Origin of the sequence: Desulfitobacterium dehalogenans ATCC 51507 (assembly GCF_000243155.2) — a bacterium.
Lineage (GTDB): Bacteria > Bacillota > Desulfitobacteriia > Desulfitobacteriales > Desulfitobacteriaceae > Desulfitobacterium > Desulfitobacterium dehalogenans.
Genome location: NC_018017.1, coordinates 2,871,725 through 2,893,636, shown reverse-complemented (window position 1 = coordinate 2,893,636; position 21,912 = coordinate 2,871,725). Strand labels below are relative to the sequence as shown.

At 46.4% G+C, this 21,912-nt stretch carries 25 protein-coding genes; 19 read left to right on the top strand and 6 right to left on the bottom strand.

The annotated features are described in order from the left end of the window. Positions 1 to 129 precede the first annotated feature (129 nt). A complete protein-coding gene (locus DESDE_RS13965; RefSeq protein ID WP_014794664.1) occupies positions 130 to 1,272 on the top strand; it encodes a D-alanyl-D-alanine carboxypeptidase family protein in 1,143 nt (380 codons plus the stop codon). Between the two features lie 16 nt (positions 1,273 to 1,288). Here DESDE_RS13965 and sigF read toward each other — a convergent pair whose 3' ends face one another. From sigF to spoIIAA, 3 genes are read right to left on the bottom strand one after another with little or no spacing between them, the layout of a single operon-like run. Then, a complete protein-coding gene (gene sigF, locus DESDE_RS13960; RefSeq protein ID WP_014794663.1) occupies positions 1,289 to 2,080 on the bottom strand; it encodes an RNA polymerase sporulation sigma factor SigF in 792 nt (263 codons plus the stop codon). 13 nt (positions 2,081 to 2,093) lie between these two features. Then, entirely contained in the window at positions 2,094 to 2,531 is a 438-nt protein-coding gene (spoIIAB, locus tag DESDE_RS13955) for an anti-sigma F factor (protein WP_014794662.1), read from the bottom strand. Further along, on the bottom strand, positions 2,528 to 2,875 hold the full coding sequence (gene spoIIAA / locus DESDE_RS13950; protein ID WP_014794661.1) for an anti-sigma F factor antagonist: 348 nt from the start codon (positions 2,873 to 2,875) through the stop codon (positions 2,528 to 2,530). The genes spoIIAB and spoIIAA overlap by 4 nt, the downstream gene beginning before the upstream one ends. Before the next feature lie 201 nt (positions 2,876 to 3,076). Here spoIIAA and spoVAC point away from each other — a divergent pair, with 201 nt between their 5' ends. Genes spoVAC through DESDE_RS13915 form a run of 7 tightly spaced genes read left to right on the top strand, consistent with a single transcriptional unit; the run spans position 3,077 to position 9,767 of the window. Beyond that, on the top strand, positions 3,077 to 3,544 hold the full coding sequence (gene spoVAC / locus DESDE_RS13945) for a stage V sporulation protein AC (protein ID WP_014794660.1): 468 nt from the start codon (positions 3,077 to 3,079) through the stop codon (positions 3,542 to 3,544). Between the two features lie 49 nt (positions 3,545 to 3,593). Further along, positions 3,594 to 4,598 (top strand): stage V sporulation protein AD, encoded by a 1,005-nt coding sequence (gene spoVAD, locus DESDE_RS13940; RefSeq protein WP_014794659.1) that lies wholly within the window; start codon positions 3,594 to 3,596, stop codon positions 4,596 to 4,598. Positions 4,599 to 4,612: 14 nt separating this feature from the next. Further along, entirely contained in the window at positions 4,613 to 4,975 is a 363-nt protein-coding gene (spoVAE, locus tag DESDE_RS13935) for a stage V sporulation protein AE (protein WP_014794658.1), read from the top strand. 60 nt (positions 4,976 to 5,035) lie between these two features. Beyond that, the gene (locus DESDE_RS13930) at positions 5,036 to 6,526 is read left to right on the top strand and encodes a spore germination protein (protein WP_014794657.1); all 1,491 of its coding nucleotides are present in this window, start codon (positions 5,036 to 5,038) and stop codon (positions 6,524 to 6,526) included. 11 nt (positions 6,527 to 6,537) lie between these two features. Then, on the top strand, positions 6,538 to 7,647 hold the full coding sequence (locus tag DESDE_RS13925; protein WP_014794656.1) for an acyl-CoA dehydratase activase-related protein: 1,110 nt from the start codon (positions 6,538 to 6,540) through the stop codon (positions 7,645 to 7,647). Then, positions 7,589 to 8,728 carry a 2-hydroxyacyl-CoA dehydratase gene (locus DESDE_RS13920; protein ID WP_014794655.1) on the top strand — a complete coding sequence of 380 codons (1,140 nt, stop codon included), beginning with the start codon at positions 7,589 to 7,591 and terminating at the stop codon, positions 8,726 to 8,728. Before DESDE_RS13925 ends, DESDE_RS13920 begins: the two co-directional genes overlap by 59 nt. Next, on the top strand, positions 8,715 to 9,767 hold the full coding sequence (locus tag DESDE_RS13915) for an acyl-CoA dehydratase activase (protein WP_014794654.1): 1,053 nt from the start codon (positions 8,715 to 8,717) through the stop codon (positions 9,765 to 9,767). Before DESDE_RS13920 ends, DESDE_RS13915 begins: the two co-directional genes overlap by 14 nt. Here DESDE_RS13915 and DESDE_RS13910 read toward each other — a convergent pair. After that, complete coding sequence (locus tag DESDE_RS13910) at positions 9,720 to 10,076, bottom strand: hypothetical protein (protein WP_014794653.1); 357 nt, start codon at positions 10,074 to 10,076, stop codon at positions 9,720 to 9,722. The two genes, DESDE_RS13915 and DESDE_RS13910, sit on opposite strands and share 48 nt — an antisense overlap. A 327-nt stretch (positions 10,077 to 10,403) precedes the next feature. Here DESDE_RS13910 and DESDE_RS13905 point away from each other — a divergent pair, with 327 nt between their 5' ends. The 4 genes from DESDE_RS13905 to DESDE_RS13890 all read left to right on the top strand — a co-directional run bounded on the left by DESDE_RS13905 (position 10,404) and on the right by DESDE_RS13890 (position 15,522). Next, positions 10,404 to 11,699 (top strand): LCP family protein, encoded by a 1,296-nt coding sequence (locus DESDE_RS13905; RefSeq protein WP_014794652.1) that lies wholly within the window; start codon positions 10,404 to 10,406, stop codon positions 11,697 to 11,699. An 88-nt stretch (positions 11,700 to 11,787) separates the two neighbouring features. After that, entirely contained in the window at positions 11,788 to 12,129 is a 342-nt protein-coding gene (locus DESDE_RS13900; RefSeq protein ID WP_014794651.1) for a hypothetical protein, read from the top strand. Between the two features lie 139 nt (positions 12,130 to 12,268). Then, entirely contained in the window at positions 12,269 to 14,890 is a 2,622-nt protein-coding gene (locus DESDE_RS13895) for a CBS domain-containing protein (protein WP_014794650.1), read from the top strand. Next, positions 14,878 to 15,522, top strand: a complete 645-nt coding sequence (locus DESDE_RS13890; protein ID WP_014794649.1) for a site-2 protease family protein — start codon at positions 14,878 to 14,880, stop codon at positions 15,520 to 15,522. The genes DESDE_RS13895 and DESDE_RS13890 overlap by 13 nt, the downstream gene beginning before the upstream one ends. 103 nt (positions 15,523 to 15,625) lie before the next feature. Here DESDE_RS13890 and DESDE_RS21490 read toward each other — a convergent pair whose 3' ends face one another. Next, entirely contained in the window at positions 15,626 to 15,883 is a 258-nt protein-coding gene (locus DESDE_RS21490; protein WP_148269922.1) for a hypothetical protein, read from the bottom strand. A 371-nt stretch (positions 15,884 to 16,254) separates the two neighbouring features. Here DESDE_RS21490 and trpS point away from each other — a divergent pair, with 371 nt between their 5' ends. From trpS to DESDE_RS13870, 4 genes are all read left to right on the top strand, one after another. After that, the gene (trpS, locus tag DESDE_RS13885) at positions 16,255 to 17,235 is read left to right on the top strand and encodes a tryptophan--tRNA ligase (protein ID WP_014794648.1); all 981 of its coding nucleotides are present in this window, start codon (positions 16,255 to 16,257) and stop codon (positions 17,233 to 17,235) included. Continuing rightward, positions 17,232 to 18,017 carry a segregation and condensation protein A gene (locus tag DESDE_RS13880; RefSeq protein ID WP_014794647.1) on the top strand — a complete coding sequence of 262 codons (786 nt, stop codon included), beginning with the start codon at positions 17,232 to 17,234 and terminating at the stop codon, positions 18,015 to 18,017. Before trpS ends, DESDE_RS13880 begins: the two co-directional genes overlap by 4 nt. Before the next feature lie 3 nt (positions 18,018 to 18,020). After that, a complete protein-coding gene (gene scpB / locus DESDE_RS13875) occupies positions 18,021 to 18,647 on the top strand; it encodes an SMC-Scp complex subunit ScpB (protein ID WP_014794646.1) in 627 nt (208 codons plus the stop codon). Positions 18,648 to 18,779: 132 nt separating this feature from the next. Then, the gene (locus DESDE_RS13870; RefSeq protein WP_019850883.1) at positions 18,780 to 19,430 is read left to right on the top strand and encodes a DUF2953 domain-containing protein; all 651 of its coding nucleotides are present in this window, start codon (positions 18,780 to 18,782) and stop codon (positions 19,428 to 19,430) included. A 74-nt stretch (positions 19,431 to 19,504) separates the two neighbouring features. On the opposite strand, the gene DESDE_RS13865 is transcribed toward DESDE_RS13870, so the two are convergent. Further along, a complete protein-coding gene (locus DESDE_RS13865; protein WP_014794644.1) occupies positions 19,505 to 19,954 on the bottom strand; it encodes a MarR family winged helix-turn-helix transcriptional regulator in 450 nt (149 codons plus the stop codon). A gap of 136 nt (positions 19,955 to 20,090) precedes the next feature. Here DESDE_RS13865 and ytfJ point away from each other — a divergent pair, with 136 nt between their 5' ends. The 3 genes from ytfJ (at position 20,091) to DESDE_RS13850 (ending at position 21,878) form a co-directional block, all read left to right on the top strand. Beyond that, positions 20,091 to 20,540: a GerW family sporulation protein gene (gene ytfJ, locus DESDE_RS13860; protein WP_014794643.1), complete on the top strand. Its 450-nt coding sequence runs from the start codon at positions 20,091 to 20,093 to the stop codon at positions 20,538 to 20,540. A gap of 220 nt (positions 20,541 to 20,760) precedes the next feature. Beyond that, positions 20,761 to 21,342 carry a nucleoside recognition domain-containing protein gene (locus DESDE_RS13855; protein ID WP_014794642.1) on the top strand — a complete coding sequence of 194 codons (582 nt, stop codon included), beginning with the start codon at positions 20,761 to 20,763 and terminating at the stop codon, positions 21,340 to 21,342. Then, positions 21,339 to 21,878 (top strand): spore maturation protein, encoded by a 540-nt coding sequence (locus DESDE_RS13850; RefSeq protein ID WP_014794641.1) that lies wholly within the window; start codon positions 21,339 to 21,341, stop codon positions 21,876 to 21,878. The genes DESDE_RS13855 and DESDE_RS13850 overlap by 4 nt, the downstream gene beginning before the upstream one ends. Positions 21,879 to 21,912 lie beyond the last annotated feature (34 nt).

Genomic DNA, 21,912 nt, shown 5'->3' with positions numbered 1-21,912 from the left:
TATGGAGAACGTTTTTTGTTTTTAGTTCTTTTCAAAGAGCGTAATTTTTGGATAAATCGTCCCTTTCGATATAATTTATTTTTCTGGGGATAATAGAATAAATATGTTTCATAAGGGGGTTAAAAACGAATGCGTAAAGCACTAGCTTTGATTTTTGCCTTGGCGTTATTGGTCGGGAATCTGGTTGTTCCCCATCAGGCCTACGGTGCAGTATTAGAGACCGACGCAGTAAGTGCCATCCTTTTGGATGCTAAATCCGGTCAAATACTTTTCGAAAAAGAGATCCATAAAGAGTTGCCGCCAGCCAGTGTGACAAAATTGATGACACTGTTAGTAGCTGCCGAGGCGGTTGAATCGGGACGCGTAAGTCTCACCGATAAAGTTACAGCCAGTGAAGGTGCCAGCAGTTTAGGAGGCTCACAAATTTATCTGGAGCCGGGAGAAACTTTTTCTCTGGAAGAAATGCTGATTTCGATAGCTGTGGGCTCGGCCAACGATGCCTGTTATGCCGTAGGGGAACATATCAGCGGCACTCATGAGGCCTTTGTGGAAGAGATGAATAAGAAGGCTAAAGCGATTGGCGCCAATCATACCCACTTTGTGAATGCCTATGGTTTACCGGCAGAAGGGCATTATACCAGTGCCTATGATCTGGCCCTCATGGGGCGAGAAGCTTTAAAGTATCCCCTGATCCGTAAATTGACGAGTATGAAAGAGTACGATTTGCGCGGGGGCAAATTCAAGCTTTGGAATACCAATAAATTGCTTTGGTGGTATGAGGGAGCCGATGGATTTAAAACCGGTTGGACCAGTGAAGCCAATTATTGTCTCGCCTCTACTGTTGAGCGGGATGGGTTGCGCCTTATTGCCGTAGTCATGGGAGTTCCTCAAGTGCGAGGACATTTTACTGAATCCATGAAGCTGTACAATTATGGCTTTGCTAATTTTGCCTATAAAGAATATGCTCCTGCCGGTCAGAAGCAGGGAGTCATTAAGGTTCACAAGGGAATGGAGGAAGACCTTGTAGCTGTCACAGAAAAAGCGCTGGGAGTCACCGTGCAGAAAGGAAACGACAAAAATATCTGGGCAGAGACTAAGCTCAACCCAGATGTAGAGGCACCAATAAAAGCGGGTCAAAAGGTCGGAGAAATCCTTCTCTATCGTGATAATGAAATGTTGACTTCTGTGAACCTGGTGGCGGAAAAGGATATTGAGAAAGCAGGGATTGGCAAGCAAATCATCCGTACCCTTGAAGGGGTATTTGGATTTTAATGGAGAGGATCCAGGGTTACAGATCACCTTGATGATCAGGTTCATGAAGAAATTGACGAATACGGTGCAGAGCAGCCCGCTCAATTCTTGAGATTTGGACTTGAGAAAGGTTAAGGAGTGCAGCGATCTCACTTTGAGTCTTATCTTCATAAAAACGCATCATCAGGACGAGTTTCTCACGTTCAGGGAGTTTATCCAGAACTTCTTTCAGGGCAATCTTTTCGAACCAACCGGCATCAAGCTCCTTCTCCATAGGAAGTTGATCCAGAATATAGATGGGATCGGAGTCATCTTGATAGAGAGTATCATGAATGGAGGTGGGACTTTGGACCGCTTCTAAGGCGGATACAATATCTTCTCGATCGACTCCGATATTTTCTGCGATTTCACCGATGGTAGGGTCCCGGCCCAGGGTTGCAGACAAACTTTCCCGTGATTTATTGACCTTATACACCAGCTCTTTGTAAGAGCGGGGGACCTTAACGGGATGATCGTCTCTCAAGAAACGGCGTATCTCCCCGATGATCATGGGGACGGCATAGGTTGAGAACTTTACACCATAAGTAAAGTCAAACTTGTCGATAGCCTTGATCAGGCCGATGGTGCCGATTTGAAAGAGATCCTCCAGTTCATACCCACGGTGGGAAAAACGTTGGACAAGATTGAAGATCAGCTTAAGATTGCAGTTGATCAGCCGCTCTCTGGCTTCAACATCTCCTTCCTGGGCACGATGGAGCAGATCCATCATCTCTTCATCAGATAGAAGAGGAAAGCGGGGAAGGTTCATTTCCGTTAGTCTTTGAATCATAATTCTATCCCCCCTAATGCGTGGAGGGCTGGATTTTGTCAAGTTGCTTAATCATTGTGACGGTAGTACCCTGATTGACCGCAGACTCCACCTGAAGATCATCCATGAAGGATTGCATAAAGACAAATCCCAACCCCATGCGCTCAGGATCTGTACTAAAGGCCGGTTGCATGGCTTGCTCTACATCGGGTATTCCACATCCTTCATCTTTGACAATGATTTTTAAGGCTTCGGGGTTTTGCTCGATGGTTAAATGAACCAGCTTGTCCGGATGATTGGCATAACCATGAATAATCGAATTGGAAACCGCTTCACTGACTACTACCTTAAGTTCTTCAATATCGTTGAGGGAAAGGTCCAATTGGGCGCCGACGGAGGCGATCAACATCCGGGTGATCCCCACATTTTCAGCCAGACTATAGAACTTAAGATCTAAAAGGTTTCTTTTCATACAGTTTTTCCCTTCCTTCCATCTTCCTGGTTCAGCATATCTTCAAATTGAATGATACGAGGGAGACCGGATAATTCCATAATCTTATAGATATGGGGAGGTACCCGGGTTACGATGACTTTTCCCCCCATAGGGAGAAGCTTCTTGTAGCGTCCAAGAATAACGCCAAGCCCCGAACTATCGATGAAGCTGATGCTCTCCAAATTAAGGATGACCGTCCGCACTCCACGACGTTCAATCTCATTATCTATGGCCTGGCGTAGACTTTCAGAGGTATTCATGTCAAGTTCTCCCTTTAAGGTTAAGAGCAAGGTCTGACGCTCTAGTTTTTTGTCAATAAGCAATGGTGTTCCCCCCTATTGAGTCTTCTCAAAGTTCAATTCGACGACATCCATAATTTTCCTGCCTGAGTGTAAAAAATATTTATTATAGTAAAAATATGGAAGATAAAATTAAGGCACGCATAAAAAGGGACTTCAGGATTCATACTATGTTTTAGCACTATTGACAATTATTAATTAGGGATAATGAAAGGAGTGATTTCCTTGGCTGACCAAAAACTTCGCCCCCCAACGCTCAATGTGACTCCTGAGGAATACAGCAAATTAGCAAAATCCATGACTCCAAAGCCTACGCTCGCTAAAAATATCGTCAGGGCGTTCCTTGTCGGCGGAATCATTTGCGCTTTCGGACAAATTGTCATTAATTTTTTAGTCCAAATGGGGCTGCAAAAAGACGATGCTTCGACAGCCGCAACGGCTTTTCTTATCTTATTGGGGGCACTCCTCACCGGATTAGGTGTTTATGATGAAATCGGAAGATTTGCAGGGGCCGGATCCATTGTTCCGGTCACGGGATTTGCTAACTCCATAGTGTCCCCGGCCTTGGAGTTTAAACGGGAAGGTTATGTGATGGGTGTCGGTGCCAAATTGTTTACCGTAGCAGGACCAGTATTGGTATACGGGATTGCCGCTTCGATTGCTATAGGCATAATCACCTATTTCCTGCGCTAGGGAATCGCACTTAGTATGGAAAGTAATACGAAATGGGGATGAAAAAAGAATGAACCTAAAACGTATGGGGAATCAAACCGTAGTTTTCTCGAATCCGCCCGTAATTCTCTCCTCATATTCCGTAGTTGGACCTATGGAGGGTCAAGGCCCCTTGGGTAAGTCTTTCAGTAAGGTATGGAAAGATAATATTAATGGGAATTCCTCCTGGGAAGTTGCCGAAACCAAAATGATGGAGGAAGCCTTGGAGGGAGCAGTCAAGCAATCACAAATCAATAAGGACGAGATCGATTATCTCTTGGCCGGGGATTTGTTGAATCAGCTCATTTCTTCGAATTTTGCTGCCCGAACCATGGGCATCCCTTTCATCGGTCTGTATGGAGCCTGTTCCACCATGGCTTTAAGCATGTCTGTGGGAAGCATGCTCATCGATGGGGGATTTGCCCGTAAGGCGCTTGTGGGGGTATCCAGCCATCATGATACAGCTGAACGCCAGTATCGCTTACCTACGGAGCAGGGCGGTCAACGGGCTATGAGCGCTCAATGGACTGTGACCGGGGCAGGAAGCCTCGTCCTCGGTCAGAGTGGGGAGGGGCCTCGGATCACGGCTTCCACAATCGGCAGGATTGTGGATTTCGGGGAAACAGATGCCAATAATATGGGGGCTGCGATGGCTCCGGCTGTAGCCGATACGATTCTCAATCACCTTCAGGATATGAACCGTACACCGGAGGATTATGATCTGATTATTTCCGGTGACTTAGGTTCTGTAGGATTAAATCTTGCCCAAGAAGTACTGAAAAAGTCGGGGCTTCATTTCAAAAATTTCTCGGACTGTGGAGTATTAATTTATGACAAAAGTCAGGATGTCCATGCAGGAGCCAGTGGCTGCGGCTGCTCAGCAGTGGTCTTCGCCGGACATATTCTTAAAAAAATTAAATCTGGCCAGTATAAAAGAGTCCTTCTCGTGGGGAGCGGGGCTTTACATAGCCCTACTTCCAGTCTCCAGGGAGAGTCCATACCAGGAATTGGGCACGCCGTAGTCATCGAGGCATAAAGGAGGAAAAGGAAATGTTTGAGCAGATTATTCCAGCGTTTGTGGTAGGCGGTCTGATTTGCGTAGTTGGTCAACTTCTTATGGATTTAACGAAACCCACTTTTACCCCGGCTCATGTGTTGGTAACCTTTGTCACCGGCGGAGCTGTTTTGGGTGCTCTCGGTTTATACGGGCCCTTGGTGCAATTCGCCGGAGCGGGAGCGTCGGTGCCCCTGTCAGGATTCGGTTATTCCTTAGCCAAAGGAGCAATGGATGCTGTGGGAGAAAAGGGCCTTCTGGGGGCTTTTTCAGGCGGGGTAGAGGCGACAGCCGTAGGGATCGCGGCGGCAGTCTTTTTTGGCTATTTAGTTTCCGTAACCTTTAATCCCAAGGGATAAGATAAATGCGAATTTGATCCGGCTTAAAGGACTATGGGAATTGCGTCTGGAGGAAGTAGTTTGGATAATTCAAGTGAGCGCAACCTCAAGGTAAGCAAAAATTTTCAAAAGAATCTGGACTATCTTAATCGGGAACTAGGGGTTCCCGATAGCTTTGATATCATCCTTCGGGAAATGTCCATAGGCGGGAAAAAGATTGCCATCTACTCTGTGAATGGCATGGTAAACACGGAAGTTGTCAGTATCATCCTGGATGCCCTTGTGGATCTTGAGCGGGCTGATCTCGTGGTGAACGCCCTACAGACTTTAGTGAAAGGCCGTATCGTAGGGCTGCAGGTGTCCGAAGTGGACACCATGGATAAGATCCTCTATTTCATTTTGTCCGGTCCCATGGCCATCTTCGTTGAAGGCCAGGACAAAGCTATTATCGTTGACGCGCGGAGTTTTCCGGCCCGCGCTCCCAGTGAACCGGATATTGAACGGGTTACCCGGGGGGCCAGGGATGGTTTTACGGAGACCTTGGTCTTTAATACAACCCTGATACGCCGCCGCTTACGTGATCCCAAACTTAGAATGAAATTAATGCAGGTAGGGGGGCGGTCCAAGACCGATGTCTGCGTGGCCTATATCGAAGATGTTACCAACGAAGAGCTGGTCAATGAGATATCTGAAGAAATTCAGAAGATCAAGATTGATGGAATTCCCATGGCCGAAAAAAGCGTGGAAGAATTCATTCTCGGAAGCAAGATATGGAACCCCTATCCCAGGGTTCGCTATACGGAACGACCGGATGTGGCAGCCGTTCACTTGTTAGAAGGCCATGTGGTGGTATTGGTGGATACCTCTCCTTCGGTTATGATTGCCCCGGCGACCTTTTGGTCCCATACCCAGCACGCCGAAGAGTATCGTCAGGAACCAATCGTTGGGGCCTATTTGCGGTGGATCCGTTTTATGGGCATTTTTGCAGCACTTTTCCTTTTGCCTTTATGGCTGGCCTGTGCTTTAAACCCCCACCTCCTTCCCGAATGGTTGCAATTTTTAGGGGTTGAAAAAGTAGGGAAGATCGGGCTGATTCCACAAGTGTTTTTGGCGGAATTCGGGGTGGATTTGGTCCGCATGGCTGCCATTCATACACCAGGGCCGCTGACCGTGGCACTGGGTTTAATTGCAACCTTTATGATTGGTGATGTGGCCATTAAAGTTGGACTCTTTGCTCAGGAAATTATTGTTTATCTTGCCATAGTCACGGTGGGTACCTTTGCTACTCCCAGCTATGAGCTTGCCCAAGCCAATCGCCTGGCCCGTCTGTTCCTTCTGGTCATGGTTGCCCTCAATAACTTTATCGGTTTTGCCATCGGCGTCCTAATTTTATTCTTCTTACTATGGAGGACGAAATCCTTCGGTGTTCCCTATTTATGGCCTTTATTGCCTTTGGATTTAAAAGCCCTGGGTACAGTTCTGGTGCGGTCTCCTCTGCCTATAAAAAATAAGAGACCCAGTATTCTCAAGCCGAAGGATACCATACGCCAGCCTCAAGGGCATGATGAATAAGGAGGATTCTGATGAGACTAGGGTTTCCGCGGGCTTTGTTGTACTATGAATATTACCCATTTTGGGCAGGATTTTTTTATAAATTAGGAATTGAACTGGTTACCTCCCCTCTAACCAATCGGGAGATCATGGAAATCGGCCTGAAGAAGGCTCCTGATGACACCTGTCTGCCGGTAAAGATACTGGTAGGGCATCTCACGGTCCTAAGGGGTGTGGAGGGGATATTTCTTCCCCGTCTGGTGAGTATGGAACAGAATACTTATCACTGTCCCAAAATTCTCGGGCTCCCGGAGAGCATTTTCTATGCTCTTCCCGCCGAATCCAAGGTGTATACCGTAGATATCAATTGGCGGGGAGGGAAGAGGGAGGTTATAAATAGCCTTATGGCCTTCGGGGGGGGAATTGGGTGCTCAAAAGGTCAGATAAGGGAAGCCTTTGCGGAAGCTCAGCGTTGGCAGAAAGCTTACCAGAGAATGCGTAATGCAGGGTGGTCCTTTGAAGAAAGCATGGAATGCTTTGAAGCTTTAGCAGAACCCATGAAGCTAAAGGATTTGGGATTTAGCCAAGAGGGCAGTCGCCGTCAGAAGCCTGCTGAATTTGAAGATGGGTGGTTGCTGGACCATGAAGCCCAGGCCGGCAGCAGGGAGAATCAGCCCAAGATTGCTTTAGTAGGGCATAGTTACCTGACCTATGAATCCTATGCCAATATGAACTTGTTGCAGCGGCTTCGCGAAAAGGCCCAAGTATTTGTGGTAGAGAATGTGGGCTCAGCCCCCATCGAAGAACAACATAGTAAGCTCCAGAAAAAAATCTTTTGGAGTCATGCCAAGAAGATCTTCGGAGCAGGCTCAGCTTATGTGGAGGATCCGGAAATTGATGGCTTAATTTATCTTTCCTGTTTTGGCTGCGGAACGGACTCCATGACCAACGATTTACTGGCCCGCCGGGCCCGCAAGAATCAAAAGCCATACTTAGTGCTTACTTTAGATGAACACAGCGGAGAGGCAGGCTTGGTCACCCGTATCGAAGCCTTTCTTGATATGCTTGAAAGGAGGAAGGACTATGAAAGTCACCTTTCCTCATATGGGGAACGCTTGGATAGTCATTCAAGCCTTACTTGAGAATTTGGATGTGGACTATGTAGTGCCGCCGCCCAATAGCAAAGAGACACTGAACATAGGGACCCAGCTGGCACCGGAATCTTTCTGCCTTCCTCTTAAGCTGAACCTGGGGAATTTTGTCCAGGCTGCAGCCCAAGGTGCAGATACGGCTCTCATGACGGGAGGAGTTGGCCCTTGTCGCTTTGGCTATTATGGGGAGATGGAGAGGGAAATTTTACAAGAAGCGGGATATCTCTTTGATGTCATAACCCTCGAACCACCCGATGGAAGTTTATTAGGACTTGCTGAGCGAATTCGTAAACTTGCCGGTACCAAGAACACCTGGAACCGCATCCTTAAAGCCATGCTTTTCGCTTACCGAAAAAGTGTGGTCATGGATCAGATCGAAGATATGTTTCATGGTTTTCGTCCTCTTGTTAAGGCTCCCAAGGAGGCCGATCAGCTTTATGAAGAAGCTAAAGGACGGTTGGTTCAGGCTATGACGGATCAAGGGATGAAGGATGTTTTGCAATGGCTGAGGGAGCAGATGGATGATAAGAGCTCCGGAAGTGCAAAGGAGGAGGGAGAGAATCCGCTAAAAATTGCGGTCATCGGTGAAATCTATACCCTATTGGAGCCTTTTATCTCCATGGATGTGGAAAAGGAATTGGGTAACCTTGGAGCGCTGGTGGATCGTTCCCTCTATTTGTCGGGATGGGTAGGTCAGCATGTATTCCGCGGCTTGGCCCAGGGGTACCGTCCGATAAAATCCTATTACTCACTGGCCAAGCCCTACTTAAATCATTTTGTCGGGGGCCATGCCCAGGAAACCATCGGGGCTGCGATACAGTTCGCCCAAGAGGGGTATGAAGGAATCGTTCAACTCCTGCCTCTGGGCTGTATGCCAGAGATTGTAGCGTCCAGTATTTTGCCAAAGATTCAAGAAGATTATGGAATACCCATTATGACCTTAACCGTGGACGAGCATACGGGAAAAGCCGGTGTACAAACACGGATTGAAGCCTTTGTGGATCTGCTGGAGCGGTCCCGTCAAAAAGGAAGAGTGAACAGGGAGGGAGTGTTGGATCTTGCCGGTAAGTAAGTTTTTTCTTGGCGTCGATGTGGGTTCGGTCAGTACCAATATCGTGCTTCTCAATGAGGAGGGAACCATAGCCCAGACCATGTATTTGCGGACCCAGGGACGCCCCATGCATACAATTCAGGAGGGAATGCGGGAGCTTCGTGCCCGTATTGGCTCCGGTGCAGAGATTATAGGGGTGGGAACCACAGGAAGTGCCCGTCAATTAGCCGCTACCCTTTTGGGGGCCGATGTGGTAAAAAACGAAATAACAGCTCATGCTGTAGCCGCTTCCCGTATGAATACCAATGTCCAAACCATCTTAGAAATCGGCGGACAGGATTCTAAAATCATCATATTACGCAATGGGGTCGTCGTAGACTTTGCTATGAATACGGTCTGTGCAGCAGGGACCGGGTCATTTTTGGACCAGCAGGCGTCACGTTTAGGTATTCCCATCGAAGAGTTCGGGGTATTGGCCTTAAAAGCCCAACATCCCGTACGAATCGCCGGACGGTGTTCTGTTTTTGCGGAGTCGGATATGATTCACAAACAGCAGTTAGGTCATCCTCTCCCGGATATCGTAGCGGGGCTATGTCAGGCTATGGTGCGAAACTACCTTAATAATGTAGGGAAAAATAAAGAGATCCTGGGACCGGTATTTTTCCAAGGGGGTGTGGCGGCCAACCCGGGTATTCGCAGAGCCTTTGAAGAAGAGCTGGGACAAGAGGTCGTCGTACCGGAGCATTTTTCAGTCATGGGAGCCCTGGGAGCTGCTTTCCTGGCTCAAGAACGCTTCCTGAACAAAAAGGGTCCGGCCACTAACTTCCGAGGGTTAAAAATGGCTGAAAGCCACTTTAAAGCATGTAGTTTTGACTGCAAAGGCTGTAGCAATCGCTGCGAGGTGGTGGAGATCAGGCAAGAGGATAAGGTGCTGACCCGTTGGGGAGATCGCTGTGGGAAATGGTCTGTTGCGGATTCGGAGTCTTTAGAAGGGATAATGGCTGAACAGAGCCTAGCGTCTGGGTCTTACAAATATCAGATCCAGGGCAACAAGAATTAATATAGCAATCAGAATGGTCTCTAAGCCCCGGTTAGGAATGATAATTCTTGGTTCACCCCAGCCATAAGTTAAGGTATTGGGGTAAGCGAAGGCCGGAGGTTGTGCAGGGGATATCATCGGATAGGGATAAGAGGGGAGATGGGGCTGACCATGAAATAGAGTGGGATTGCTATAAGGACAGGGGCGATGAAGGTGGGGGGAGTAATAAGCAGGATACCCACCGGAATACCCATAAGGATATGGGGGATTGGGATAGTAATTTCTTGGGTATTCATAAGATTCCCGAGAACCGAACAGGGTGGAGTTCATAGGCTACCTCCATTCAAACCGATTTATTTGGGGTCAGCCGAATTATAAGAGAGAGTGGCTTGTGCTGAGAGAAGAGGAGTAAGCACAAGCCTTTTTCGTGCTGCACATGTTTAACCCTTATCTTGAATGAACATAATTTAGAGAGATGAGAATGACAAGGTCTTTATGTGGTATTATATTCCAACTTCCTTGGTTTGCTACCTTTAGGTGAGACAGAATAAGGATAGAGGTAAAACAAAGATAAAAAATTTCTTCCAGGGTGTATAATGCCTTACAAATTGTTTGATGCTATGGGAGGGAATTTTTATGGATATGGAGTGAGAGAAGATGGATAAAAAGAACATTAAGAATCGGCTGATTCACTTCATTCATGCTTATGGATTTAATGCTGTTTTAGGATTTGGCTTAGGAATAGCTATTGTCTTGGCTGTGTTTATGATTTCTGGAAGACCGGGGCTTTTTGATCTGGAAGCACGCAGCAGCAATATGAACCGAACTGCTTCCAAAGAGGAGAACTTGGGTAAGAATCAAGAATCCTTTGGTCTCGGTGAAGCAGGAGACTTAAAAAATACAGTGGACAAAGAAGTGCCGGAAGGAAACCTAACCGATGAAATCTCCAATGAACTTGCTCTGAAGGACCGGGTTACAGTGTTGCTTATTGGCATGGATAACCGTCCCGGGGAAGTGCTCAGCAATACGGACACTCTGATGGTGGCCAGTCTGGATCAAAAGAGTAAAAAAATGATTTTACTTTCTATTCCCCGCGATACCCAGGTTATTCTCAATAACAAAAAAGAGAAAGTCAATGCCATAGCCCGTTTGCAAAAAGGAGCAATCTCCACTCAACAGTATTTACAGGAGCTGATCGGGGCGCCTATTGACGGTTATGTCCTGACCAATTTTCAAGGATTTAAAAATATTGTGGACAGCTTAGGCGGGATTTCCCTTAATGTGGAGAAGGATATGTATTACGATACCGGAGATGAACAAGATCGTTTTATCAATCTTAAAAAGGGTATACAACGCCTCAACGGTACTCAGGCCTTGCAATATGCACGTTTTCGCAATGATGAACTTGCGGATATTTCCCGGGTTTCCCGGCAGCAGGAAGTGATAAAAGCTATTGTGGCTGAGGCCACAACCCCCCGGAATATTCCCAAGCTTCCCATCATCGTCCCCAAGATCTACCAGGCCATAGAGACCAATCTCAATCTAGGACAGATCTGGGCTTTATCCATGGCCTTTAAAAATAAAGAAACCTATGAAGTGATTAATCAAACCCTTCCGGGTCAATTCTCAGATGAAGAGGGTATCAGCTATTGGAAAGTCAGCCCAAAGGAGACTAAGGTCATTCTGAATCAGCTTTTTCAGGGTAAAACATCCCCAATTTTCGAAACGATCCAAAAGGTTAATGGACCGGCTAAGCCTCCCGTAAAAAAAGAAACCAAGCCTGAGATTGAAGCAGATAAAGTTAAAGATAAGGAGAAAGATAAAAATCAAGATAGTAAGGAAGCGCCTATAACCATGGAGGTTTTGACCACTGAAGCCAATAAAGCAGAAACACGAAGCCAGGAAAAGATCAATACAATAGAGGAAGATATAACCTTCGAGATCCTTGAATAGAATAAGTATCTTGTCATTTCCTGTAAACAAAGGTATAATATTTGAGGCGTTCCTAGATGGACATAGGATACAAAATGGAGGTTATTTGATGGAGAAGTTGTTCGAGAAGTTGAAGGAGTATTTACATATGGATACTGAGATTCCATTTGATGAATTCTCTCAATACTATAAGAGCCTGATTGAATGCTTAAATACCACGTTTGAGGAAATGGATCAAGATACCCACCTAAAAGCTCGTTATGCTTGCTCTATTGTGCAAGCCAACGCAGAATCCCGTGAAAAGAGTGAAAAGAAAAACGCTAAAGCTTATAAGAAGATCAGTGCCAAAACCGCTTTTTGGATGAATGCCATTAACTATCGGCTCATTAAAGAGGGTATGACTCAAGCTGAGATTGATCAAGCTATTGAAGCCATTAATGATAGTATTTAATACACAGGAGAAATCTACAAAGCACTTCGTTCGCGAGGTGCTTTATTTATAGGTGTTCCTTTTCTTGCTGGAGCTGCTAGGTAAATGATATAATTATGGTTAATCTTTTGTATAGAGAATGAATGATAAGGAAGTAAACATGATTGTCATATTAACCCATCGCCAAATGGATTTTGATGCGTTGGCATCTATGGTAGCTGCACAAAAGATTTTTCCAGATAGCTTTATGGTCGTGGACGGGAAATCCAACCCCTATGTTCAGGATTTTATCGCCTTGGCCAAAGACAGGCTGCCTTTTTTGCGCCCCAAAGATGTGGATTGGACCAGAGTGGAAAAGATTGTGTTGGTGGATACCCATAATTTGCAGCGGGCAGCGGGAATTAAGGAAGAGGTATTCGACCAGATACCTCTCATTGTTTATGACCATCATCCTTATTATGGCTCCCTTACTGATCAGATGCATATTGAGAGCATCGGCTCCTGTACCACCTTACTCATTGAAGAGATCAGGAAAATGGCCATACAACTCAGCCCTTTTGAGGCGACCCTTCTTGCTCTGGGTATCTATGACGATACAGGCAGTTTGCTTTTTGAGAGTACCACGGTACGGGATGTCAAAGCCGTGGCCTATCTCCTTGAACAAGGAGCGAATCTGGGGGTTGTGGCGGAATATCTTCGTAAGCCTTTAATTGAAGATCAAAAAGAACTCTTGCAGCAGCTCCTGGATAATGGAAAAACTAAGGATTTTCAAGGTCAGCCCGTCTATATTTCTTGGGCTGAAGGGGATGAATATGTAGGGGGGCTTGCCCTTTTAGCTCATCGGGTGGGAGAAATGGAAGGGGCAGAGACCTTATTTCTAGTAGTTCAGATGGAGAATCGCGTCTATCTGGTAGGCCGCTCACGAGGACGAGGGCTTGAGGTCAATCGCATCGTGCAAACTTTTGGCGGAGCGGGACACGCCCGTGCTGCTTCAGCTACAGTGAAAAATGCTTCTGTGGATGAGATTCTGAAGCAACTCGACGGTGAATTGGAACGGCAGGCTCACCGCATTAATCGGGTGAAGGATATTATGAGTTATCCGGTTAAAACCGTATCTCCGGAGATGAAACTCAGTGAGGTAGAACAAATTCTGCTGAAATATGGTCATACGGGGGTGCCGGTAGCTCAAGAAAACCAATTAGTTGGTATCATTTCCCGCCGGGATGTGGATAAAGCCATAAAACATGGCTTGGCTCATGCCCCGGTCAAAGGATTTATGACCAAGGATGTGGTGGTTGTAGATGCCGGTTCCAGCTGGGAAGATGTGCAAAGAACCATGGTCCAGCATGATATTGGCAGGGTTCCTGTTTTGGAAGATGGAAAACTAGCAGGGATCGTTTCCCGTTCCGATATCCTGCGGATTGTTCATGGCAGTGCGGTTCCCACAGAAATGTCCTTAACCCGCCATCGCAGTTTAGCTATGCGGGAAGATATCTTACACTTGTTTGAGGAGTTACCGGAGCGAATCCGCTCTTTGCTGGGATCGGCTCAACAGGTAGCCGATGAGTTAGGGTATTCCGTATTTGTGGTAGGGGGATTTGTACGGGATATTCTGCTTAAGGTGCCCACTCAGGACCTGGATTTTGTCATCGAAGGAGATGGACATGCCTTTGCCCGAGCTCTTGCCGATCAGCTTCAGGATGTTCAAGTGGTATTTCATGATCAATTCGGCACCGCTCGCTTGGATTTCTCCGACGGATCTCACCTGGATGTAGCCAGCTCACGTCGTGAGGACTATTCATCTCCCGGCGCGCTGCCTCAAGTGGAAGAATCTCGTTTGCGTGATGACATGTTCCGCAGGGACTTTACGATTAATGCCATGGCCATAGCCATTAATTCTATCCACTACGGGGAACTGGTGGATTATTATGGTGGTCTCAGAGATCTGAAACAAGGAGAAATTCGTTTTCTTCATAATCTTAGCTTCATCGAGGATCCCACTCGTATTCTCCGGGCCCTGCGCTTTGCCGGCCGTTATGGTTTTCGTCTGGCTAAAGAAACCCGTGAAGGGCTTTATACAGCTTTGGATGCAGGTGTCTTGCAGAAACTAAGTATAGAGCGATTCACTGAAGAATTCATGCATATGCTTTCTGAATTGAAATTTGGGGTCATGGGGGAATCCATGCTTCTTATGGGGGTGCTCCGCAAGTGGTTTGGAGCTGAGCTGCCCTGGGATTTTACTCATCCTAAGCTGAATCAGGAAATTTCACCGGAAAGAAAATTACTCATCTCCCTGCGCAGGATGGACAAATCCCAATTCGAAAAAGTTCAGGAAAAACTTCGTCTGCCCAGGGAAATAAAGGGGATTGCCTATAAATACTTTGACGTTATGACCGGACTGATCTCCCTGGGAATAGCGGGAGAACCTTCCGAAGCTTCTTCATATTCTAAGGAAAAGATTTCTTTAAGGAGTTTGGATCAATATCTTGAAGGTATACCGGCCATTCTCATGGAAGTTTTTCTATGGGATGAACGATTCTGCGATTCCGTAGAAACTTACGTAGAAGCAGTCAATGGCATTCATCAGACTACGGATGGAATGACTCTACGACAATGGGGAGTTAAGGAAGGACCGGATATTGGTCGCATTCTTAAAGCGGTTCGCCTTGCTTGGCTGGAAGGTAAAATACATACTGGAGAAGAAGAGAAGGAATTTGTGCTGAGTTTTTTAAAGGGTGGCTTGTCAAACCGACCGAAGGGGGAAACTACGTGTTCAACTTAACCACCATCATAGCTAATATACCTGCTTTACTTGTTGGATTTGCTTTTCATGAATATGCCCATGCTTGGGTTGCTGATCGTTTGGGAGATCCGACCCCGAGAAGTCAGGGACGATTAACCTTGAATCCCTTCGTTCATTTGGATATCTTTGGTACACTTATGGCTGTACTCTACTCCTTCGGCTGGGCTAAACCGGTCATGACCCAACCCCATTATTTCAAAGGAAATAAAGAACGGGGGAGAGTGTTGGTATCCATTGCCGGCCCTTTAGCCAATCTTTTGGCTGCATTTATCGCCATGATTCTTTGGATCATAACTTTAACCTTTATGAAGGATTCATCCTGGACGAATACAGTGTCGACAATATTCATGTCCATGGTATTTATGAATTTAGGTCTTGGGGTGTTCAATATCCTGCCTATTCCGCCTTTGGATGGCTTTTCCATCTTAAGAGGGGTTGTTCCCGGACGGTACAGCAAGGTTCTCAATACCCTGGAGACTTATGGTATGTTCATTTTGGTTATAATACTATTTACCAACTTTTTGGGAGTGGTATTACGGCCTGCTGTATCCGGCCTTTACGTCTTGTATCGTGACACCGCTTTGTTCCTGCTGTCACCTTTTATCAGTTAGGGTCAGAGAGTTTGCGCATGAAAGGTGACGCTGAAAAAGCCCCGAGAGCTAATTCTCCAGGATTTTGCTTTCGGCGTTCACTCCATAAGCTGCGCGGAACAATCTAATCGCTCAATACTTCTGCTCCGTCGGGTATCCGCCCAAATCGCTCCTCGAAAGCACTGCTTTCGCACTTGTTCTCAATGGGCGGTTGGAAACGTCCTGTTTCCAACCCGACTCCGCTGCAGTCTTTTCGCGAAGATTGCTTACCTGCTCGCTTAGAATCCGTTCTCTGCCTTAAAGCAAAATCCTTGGGCTGCCTTACGGGCTTGAGCAGCGCGATGTGGGGTAAGCTACCTGACCGGATTAGCTTTTTCATCATCTGCTGGTGCCGGCCGCGGCATGAAAGGCTACTCTGAAAAAGACCTGAGGGAGAATCGCAAAGGCCCCAGAAAAGCGCTGAAAAGGGACCCGCAAGCGTAGCTTTACGCACAGGAGCGAACGGATTTAGCGCAGGGGCGGTCGGGTCAACGAAGCTTTTTTAACGTAGCGAGCCATGGTTCACATCAGGTATTACCCAGAGGTTTGGCGTAGCTGTTAAGAAAGCGAGTTGACCAGCCCTGGAGCTATAGAGAGAGCGTTGTGCGTAAAGCTACGTGACCCGGATAAGAATTTTCATCTTTTGTTGTGCCACCCAGCGACAGAGACATTTACTAAGCAATAGAAAACCTACAATTGAAAGGAGTCTTACAAGTGAAAGGTAGAATTTTTAGTGGCATGCGTCCCACGGGGAGCTTGCATATTGGACATCTCAGTGTTATCCAAAATTGGGTTAAGTTGCAATCTGAATATCAAAGCTATTTTGGGATTGTGGATCAGCATGCTTTGACCACCGGTTATGAGGATGGTTTGGATTTTGGAACACTTATTCGGGAAATTGCCCTGGATTGGTTGAGTGTGGGAATTGATCCGGATAAGTCGGCTGTTTTCGTTCAATCCCATATTAAGGAACATGCGGAACTGCATCTCCTTTTATCCATGATTACCCCCCTTTCCTGGTTAGAGCGGGTGCCGACCTATAAGGATCAAATGCAGCAGTTAGGAAAAGAAGGGGGAAAGGACATCTCAACCTATGGCTTCCTGGGATATCCCCTCTTAATGGCTGCCGATATCTTAGTATACAAGGCTGATACTGTACCTGTAGGGGAAGATCAAATCCCTCATGTGGAGTTGTGCAGAGAGATTGCCAGACGATTTAATCACATCTATGGTCCGGTTTTTCCTGAACCGAAAGCCCTGATAGGCAAGGTTCCCCTGCTGCCCGGTGTTGATGGGCGTAAAATGAGTAAAAGCTATAACAATACCATCTCCTTAACCGCTTCCACAGAAGAAATCAAAGAAAAGGTTCAACAGATGGTGACGGATCCGGCCCGTTTGCGCAAAGATGACCCGGGTCATCCGGAGGTCTGTGTTGTCTACAAATTCCATGAGATTTATACCCCTGAAGTGGCAGAAGTTGAAGAAAACTGTCGCGGTGGCAAGATCGGCTGTGTGGCTTGTAAGCGTCATTTGGCCGAGAATCTCGATAAGCTGTTGAGTCCTTTCCGAGAGCGCCGTGCGGTGTGGGAAGAGCCGGGTAAGATTGAGAAGGTTTTAGAGCAGGGAGCTGAACAAGCTCGAAGCGTCACCCAAGTAACGATGAAAGAAGTTCGCCAAATGATGGGGCTGAAATGAACAACGGGTTATCGGTAAGTCATAGTACCAATACCGTTCCTTATGTGGAGCTGTCCGTATATCAGGGTCCCATGGATCTCCTTCTTCACCTGATTCAACAGGAAAAGGTGGATATCTACGATATTCCTATTGCCAAGATTACCGATCAATTTATCGATGCCCTGCGCCGGATGGATGATTTAGATATGGAAGTGACCAGCGAATTTCTGGTTTTGGCTGCCCAGCTTCTCCAGATTAAGTCTCGGTACTTGCTGCCAAAACCGGTTAAAGATGTTCCTGAAGAGGAGGAAGGGGATCCACGTCAGGAATTAGTAGAACGACTCCTGGCTTACCGGGCTTTTAAACAGGCTGCTGAAACATTGGGAGAGATTCAAATATCTTCCGGCCAACGGTATTTTCGTGAGGTGGATGTTGATGAGCTGCGCAGCCAATTCACTCCGGTGGATCCCTTGGAAGGAATTCAGTTCGAAGCGTTATGGCATGCTTTTCAACGGATTGTGGAAAGGGCGGAACAGGGGGAAGAGATCAGGACAGTGGAGCCTGATGAAATCCCCATTGAAGTCATGGTGAATGATGTGTTGCGCCGGGTTATCCTACATCCTCGTGGGCTGCGCTTCAGTCAATTGATTCGGGGCACTAAACGTATGGAGATTATCGTTTCTTTTTTGGCTTTACTGGAGCTGTTGAAGTCCGGAAAAGTACACTGTGAACAAAGTTCACAAAACGAAGAGATTTTTGTGTTTCCTACAGAAAAAGCTTGGGAATTTACTGAAGGGGAGTAGATAATGCTGTTTCGGGATAGAGAAATTGCGGGAGTCGAAGCGCTGTTATTTGTTGCCGATAAACCCCTGACCAAGGAGGGTTTAGCGGAGATCCTTCAGTTGAGTATTGAAGATATTGCTGAAATACTGTATGACCTTAAGGAGCGTTACGCTGCGCCGACCAGTGGGGTTACCCTTATTGAAGTCAATGAAGGTTATAAGCTGGGAACCAAACCGGAAATGTCCGCTTATATAGAAACTCTCTACCATCAACCCTCCCAAGGACTGTCGGGAGCGGCTTTAGAGGTACTGGCCATTATCGCCTATAAGCAACCTGTCACCCGGGGGGAAGTAGATTTTATTCGGGGAGTACAATCCGATCGTGCTTTAGGAACTTTGGTGGAAAAAGGTCTTGTGAAAGATGTGGGAAGAAAAGAAGGTCCAGGCCGACCTATTCTCTATGGAACTACAGAACAGTTTCTGATTCATTTTGGACTTAAGTCCCTGGAGGAACTGCCGGATTTAAACTTTGAGAGTATGCAGGAAGCAGCCCCGGCTGAAGAGCTTGCTGAACTATTATGGGAAAAATCCTCTGAAGAGCTGCCGATGGAGACTGCGGAGCCAATGAAAGAGAATGAAAACTGTGATTAAAAGAGGGAGTGTCGCAAAACTGCGTTTTAAAGTAGTGGCGATGCTCCCTTTCAATATCCCCTGCTGCATCATGGTGTATAAATACTCCCTTTTAGGGCATTCTAAACTGTTAAGATGGCGCTCGGAGGGATAATGGTGCAGATTCTCGCTCTTCTACTTGCGATATTCATTTGGTTAATCATGATCCTATGGGTCAAAGCAGTAATAGAATTTCGTTATTCCCGCATTGAAGAAAATGATCATCTGGAAATTAATCTCTCTGCCTTAGGAGGTTTTTGGAAATTCCGAATCACCATTCCGACGATCAAACTGGAATGGGAAGAGGGACCCAAAATAGCGGCAGAGCAGGAAGCACAAGTACGTACTGGCGAAAAGCGAAAAGCCTTTCAAGAATTGAAAGTTCGCTATTTCAAAAATAGTTTTTTCTATGAGTTCTTTCCCAATATCCCTTCCCTGCTCTTGGCCTTTGATCGTCTTAAAAAGAAATTCTATCGCGGAATCCATTGTACTGAGTACGACTGGAAAATCGAATATGGTCATGAGAATCCTGCGGTTACAGCTTTGGTCTCAGGGAGTTTTTGGGCAATGCTTGGCTATTCTCTGGGAAGAATGTATAACCAAGTTACCATGGATACTCAAGAACCGCAGATTATGGTGGTGCCTCAGTTCAAGAAGCCGGGTTTTCGCTGTGATATTCAAAGCACCTTCAATCTGCGCATCGGCCATATCATGTTAATAGGAGCCAATCTTGCCGGACTCATCTTGCGCAGAATCAGAAAGTAGGGTTGAGCTAAGCCTTGCTCTTTAGACGGAAAAAGGAGAGCATTTCCTCTCCTTTAATCATGATGTTCCTTTTCTTATTCTTCAGTAATCCATTCATATCCTAAATTCTCAGTCATCGTCTTTAGATTTTTAGCCAAGATATTGATTTGGTCAGGGCTTAATCCTTTCACCATCATAGAACTCCATTCGCCGAGGATGCCTTCTAGAATGGGCAATAGTTCCCTTCCTTGTTCGGTCAGGTAAATTCGCCAAATCCTTTTGTCCTCCTCGTCCGGTTTGCGGAGGATATAGCCCTCGTTCTGCAGCTTTGTGACTGCCCGGGTTATGTTAGCCCTGTCAATGCCTAATAGGGTGGATAATCTTTCCTGTGTTACCCCATCGTCCTTCTTTAAAGCAAGTAATACGGCGTACTGCCCGCTTCCAATCTTATAAGACTGCAGTTCCTTTGAAAAATGAGCCTGTGACTGACGATATAAAATGGAGATGCAACGTCCAATGGAAACCTCTTGCTCAACTTTCGACATATGACTTCACTCCCGTTTTGCAGATGAATACACCTTATCATAAAGCCGTTATGATTACAAAAACTTAATGCATATTATTAGCGAAAAAAGACCATATTGTTATTATGAATGATTAAGTTAGAAGGGGTGGATAACTATGGGGAATCATCCCATTGAAGCTTTAATGAAAAGTGCTATGGAAAGTATCCAAGCCATGGTTGATGTAAATACGATTGTTGGCGATCCAGTTGAATCCCCAGATGGTTCAGTCATTATCCCTGTTTCCCGGGTGTGTTGCGGCTTTGCCGCGGGAGGTAGTGAGTTTGCGCCTCCTGAAGGGGAGCGAGATGAAGGAGATAAAAAAGAAAAAGCCACAGCTTTCCCCTTTGGTGGGGGTAGCGGTGCCGGGGTATCGGTACAACCTGTAGGGTTCTTAGTGGTGGGACATGGTCAAATACGTCTGCTGCCCATCGATCACAATGTGGTGATTGATCGCGTATTTGATGAGATTCCCAACTTAATGGATAAGATCTCCAATATGATGAAGAAGGACAAATCTAAGGATCAGGCAACCAAGGAAGATATAATTATCGTTGGCGAGCCTTAATCACTTAGGGTAGCAAGTAAAACCAATAACGCCGTAATATCTGCGTGCATTAAAAAACGGTAATACGAAGAGTCGTAGTTACCGTTTTTTTCTATCCCGAAAAAGGCTCCAGAAGCAACACGAAAAAGGCTATTGAGCGAGCGATGTCCATGAAAGCTTCCCCTCCTCAGGTCTAAACCCCTTCATACCGACATAGATATTTACTTAAGGAGGGGAGGACATGGTTAATGCCATCTGGTTGTTTATGCTGATTACGGGCATTATCGTGGCTGCCCTGAATGGGAGGATAGACACGATCACAGAGTCGGCGATGAGAGCAGCAGAATTGGGGGTAGAGACGGCGTTTGGTCTCATTGGGGTCATGAGCCTTTGGCTGGGACTTATGAAGCTGGCAGAGGAGGCAGGCTTCGTAAGAGCCTTAGCCCGTTTTTTTGGGCCGGTAATTCGTCGGCTTTTTCCTACCCTTAGAGAAGATAGCCCAGCCCTTGGGGCTATTATTATGAACCTGAGCGCCAATGTCTTGGGATTAGGAAATGCTGCCACACCTTTTGGGCTAAAAGCCATGCAGGAGCTGCAAAAGGAAAACCCCACCCCGGACACGGCCAGCCCTGCCATGATAACTTTTCTTGCTTTAAATACCTCTTGTATTACCTTGATTCCGGCCACCATCATAGCGGTACGACTGAAGGCTCAATCCATTAATCCCACAGAAATTATTGGTCCGACAATTTTTGCTACAGGATGTGCCATGACGATGGCCATTCTTGTCGATTTTCTGATTCGGCGGAGGTCTAGGCTATGAGTTTTATTGCAGAAATCTCCCGTTGGGCCATTCCGTTTTTACTGTTGTTCATTCCCTTGCTTGCATTTCTACGCAAGGTACCTGTGTATGAATCCTTCGTCACGGGAGCTGAAGAAGGCTTTAAAACGGGGATCAAGATTCTCCCCTTTCTTGTGGGTATGCTTGTCTCCATTCGTATTTTTGTGGATTCGGGTGCTTTAGAGATTCTCGCCAAATTATTGCAGCCTGTCTTTACTGTCTTTGGCTTGGATTCCGATCTTACAGCGATTATACCCCTGGCGATCATGCGCCCTCTAAGTGGTTCAGGGGCTTTGGGGGTAGCGACCCAATTGATCAATCAGTATGGGCCGGACTCATTCATCGGCCGCTTAGCTTCTACCCTTCAGGGGAGCACGGACACCACCTTTTTTGTTTTAACCGTCTATTTTGGTTCGGTAGGAATCAAGAAGTATCGATATGCCTTGAAGCTGGGTCTCATGGCGGATTTGATCGGGTTGATTGCTTCCATGTGGATTGTGCATAGGATGTTTTATTAAAGCCGTTCATGAGCATACTAAGGAGGATAAGGAG

Excerpts from the sequence above, each read along its gene's own strand:
- DESDE_RS13965 (WP_014794664.1), top strand. The coding sequence starts at position 130 with ATGCGTAAAGCACTAGCTTTGATTTTTGCCTTGGCGTTATTGGTCGGG.
- sigF (WP_014794663.1), bottom strand. The coding sequence starts at position 2,080 with ATGATTCAAAGACTAACGGAAATGAACCTTCCCCGCTTTCCTCTTCTA.
- spoIIAB (WP_014794662.1), bottom strand. The coding sequence starts at position 2,531 with ATGAAAAGAAACCTTTTAGATCTTAAGTTCTATAGTCTGGCTGAAAAT.
- spoVAD (WP_014794659.1), top strand. The coding sequence starts at position 3,594 with ATGAACCTAAAACGTATGGGGAATCAAACCGTAGTTTTCTCGAATCCG.
- spoVAE (WP_014794658.1), top strand. The coding sequence starts at position 4,613 with ATGTTTGAGCAGATTATTCCAGCGTTTGTGGTAGGCGGTCTGATTTGC.
- DESDE_RS13925 (WP_014794656.1), top strand. The coding sequence starts at position 6,538 with ATGAGACTAGGGTTTCCGCGGGCTTTGTTGTACTATGAATATTACCCA.
- DESDE_RS13920 (WP_014794655.1), top strand. The coding sequence starts at position 7,589 with ATGAAAGTCACCTTTCCTCATATGGGGAACGCTTGGATAGTCATTCAA.
- DESDE_RS13910 (WP_014794653.1), bottom strand. The coding sequence starts at position 10,076 with ATGAACTCCACCCTGTTCGGTTCTCGGGAATCTTATGAATACCCAAGA.
- DESDE_RS13905 (WP_014794652.1), top strand. The coding sequence starts at position 10,404 with ATGGATAAAAAGAACATTAAGAATCGGCTGATTCACTTCATTCATGCT.
- DESDE_RS13900 (WP_014794651.1), top strand. The coding sequence starts at position 11,788 with ATGGAGAAGTTGTTCGAGAAGTTGAAGGAGTATTTACATATGGATACT.
- DESDE_RS13895 (WP_014794650.1), top strand. The coding sequence starts at position 12,269 with ATGATTGTCATATTAACCCATCGCCAAATGGATTTTGATGCGTTGGCA.
- DESDE_RS21490 (WP_148269922.1), bottom strand. The coding sequence starts at position 15,883 with ATGATGAAAAAGCTAATCCGGTCAGGTAGCTTACCCCACATCGCGCTG.
- DESDE_RS13880 (WP_014794647.1), top strand. The coding sequence starts at position 17,232 with ATGAACAACGGGTTATCGGTAAGTCATAGTACCAATACCGTTCCTTAT.
- scpB (WP_014794646.1), top strand. The coding sequence starts at position 18,021 with ATGCTGTTTCGGGATAGAGAAATTGCGGGAGTCGAAGCGCTGTTATTT.
- DESDE_RS13870 (WP_019850883.1), top strand. The coding sequence starts at position 18,780 with ATGGTGCAGATTCTCGCTCTTCTACTTGCGATATTCATTTGGTTAATC.
- DESDE_RS13865 (WP_014794644.1), bottom strand. The coding sequence starts at position 19,954 with ATGTCGAAAGTTGAGCAAGAGGTTTCCATTGGACGTTGCATCTCCATT.
- ytfJ (WP_014794643.1), top strand. The coding sequence starts at position 20,091 with ATGGGGAATCATCCCATTGAAGCTTTAATGAAAAGTGCTATGGAAAGT.
- DESDE_RS13855 (WP_014794642.1), top strand. The coding sequence starts at position 20,761 with ATGGTTAATGCCATCTGGTTGTTTATGCTGATTACGGGCATTATCGTG.
- DESDE_RS13850 (WP_014794641.1), top strand. The coding sequence starts at position 21,339 with ATGAGTTTTATTGCAGAAATCTCCCGTTGGGCCATTCCGTTTTTACTG.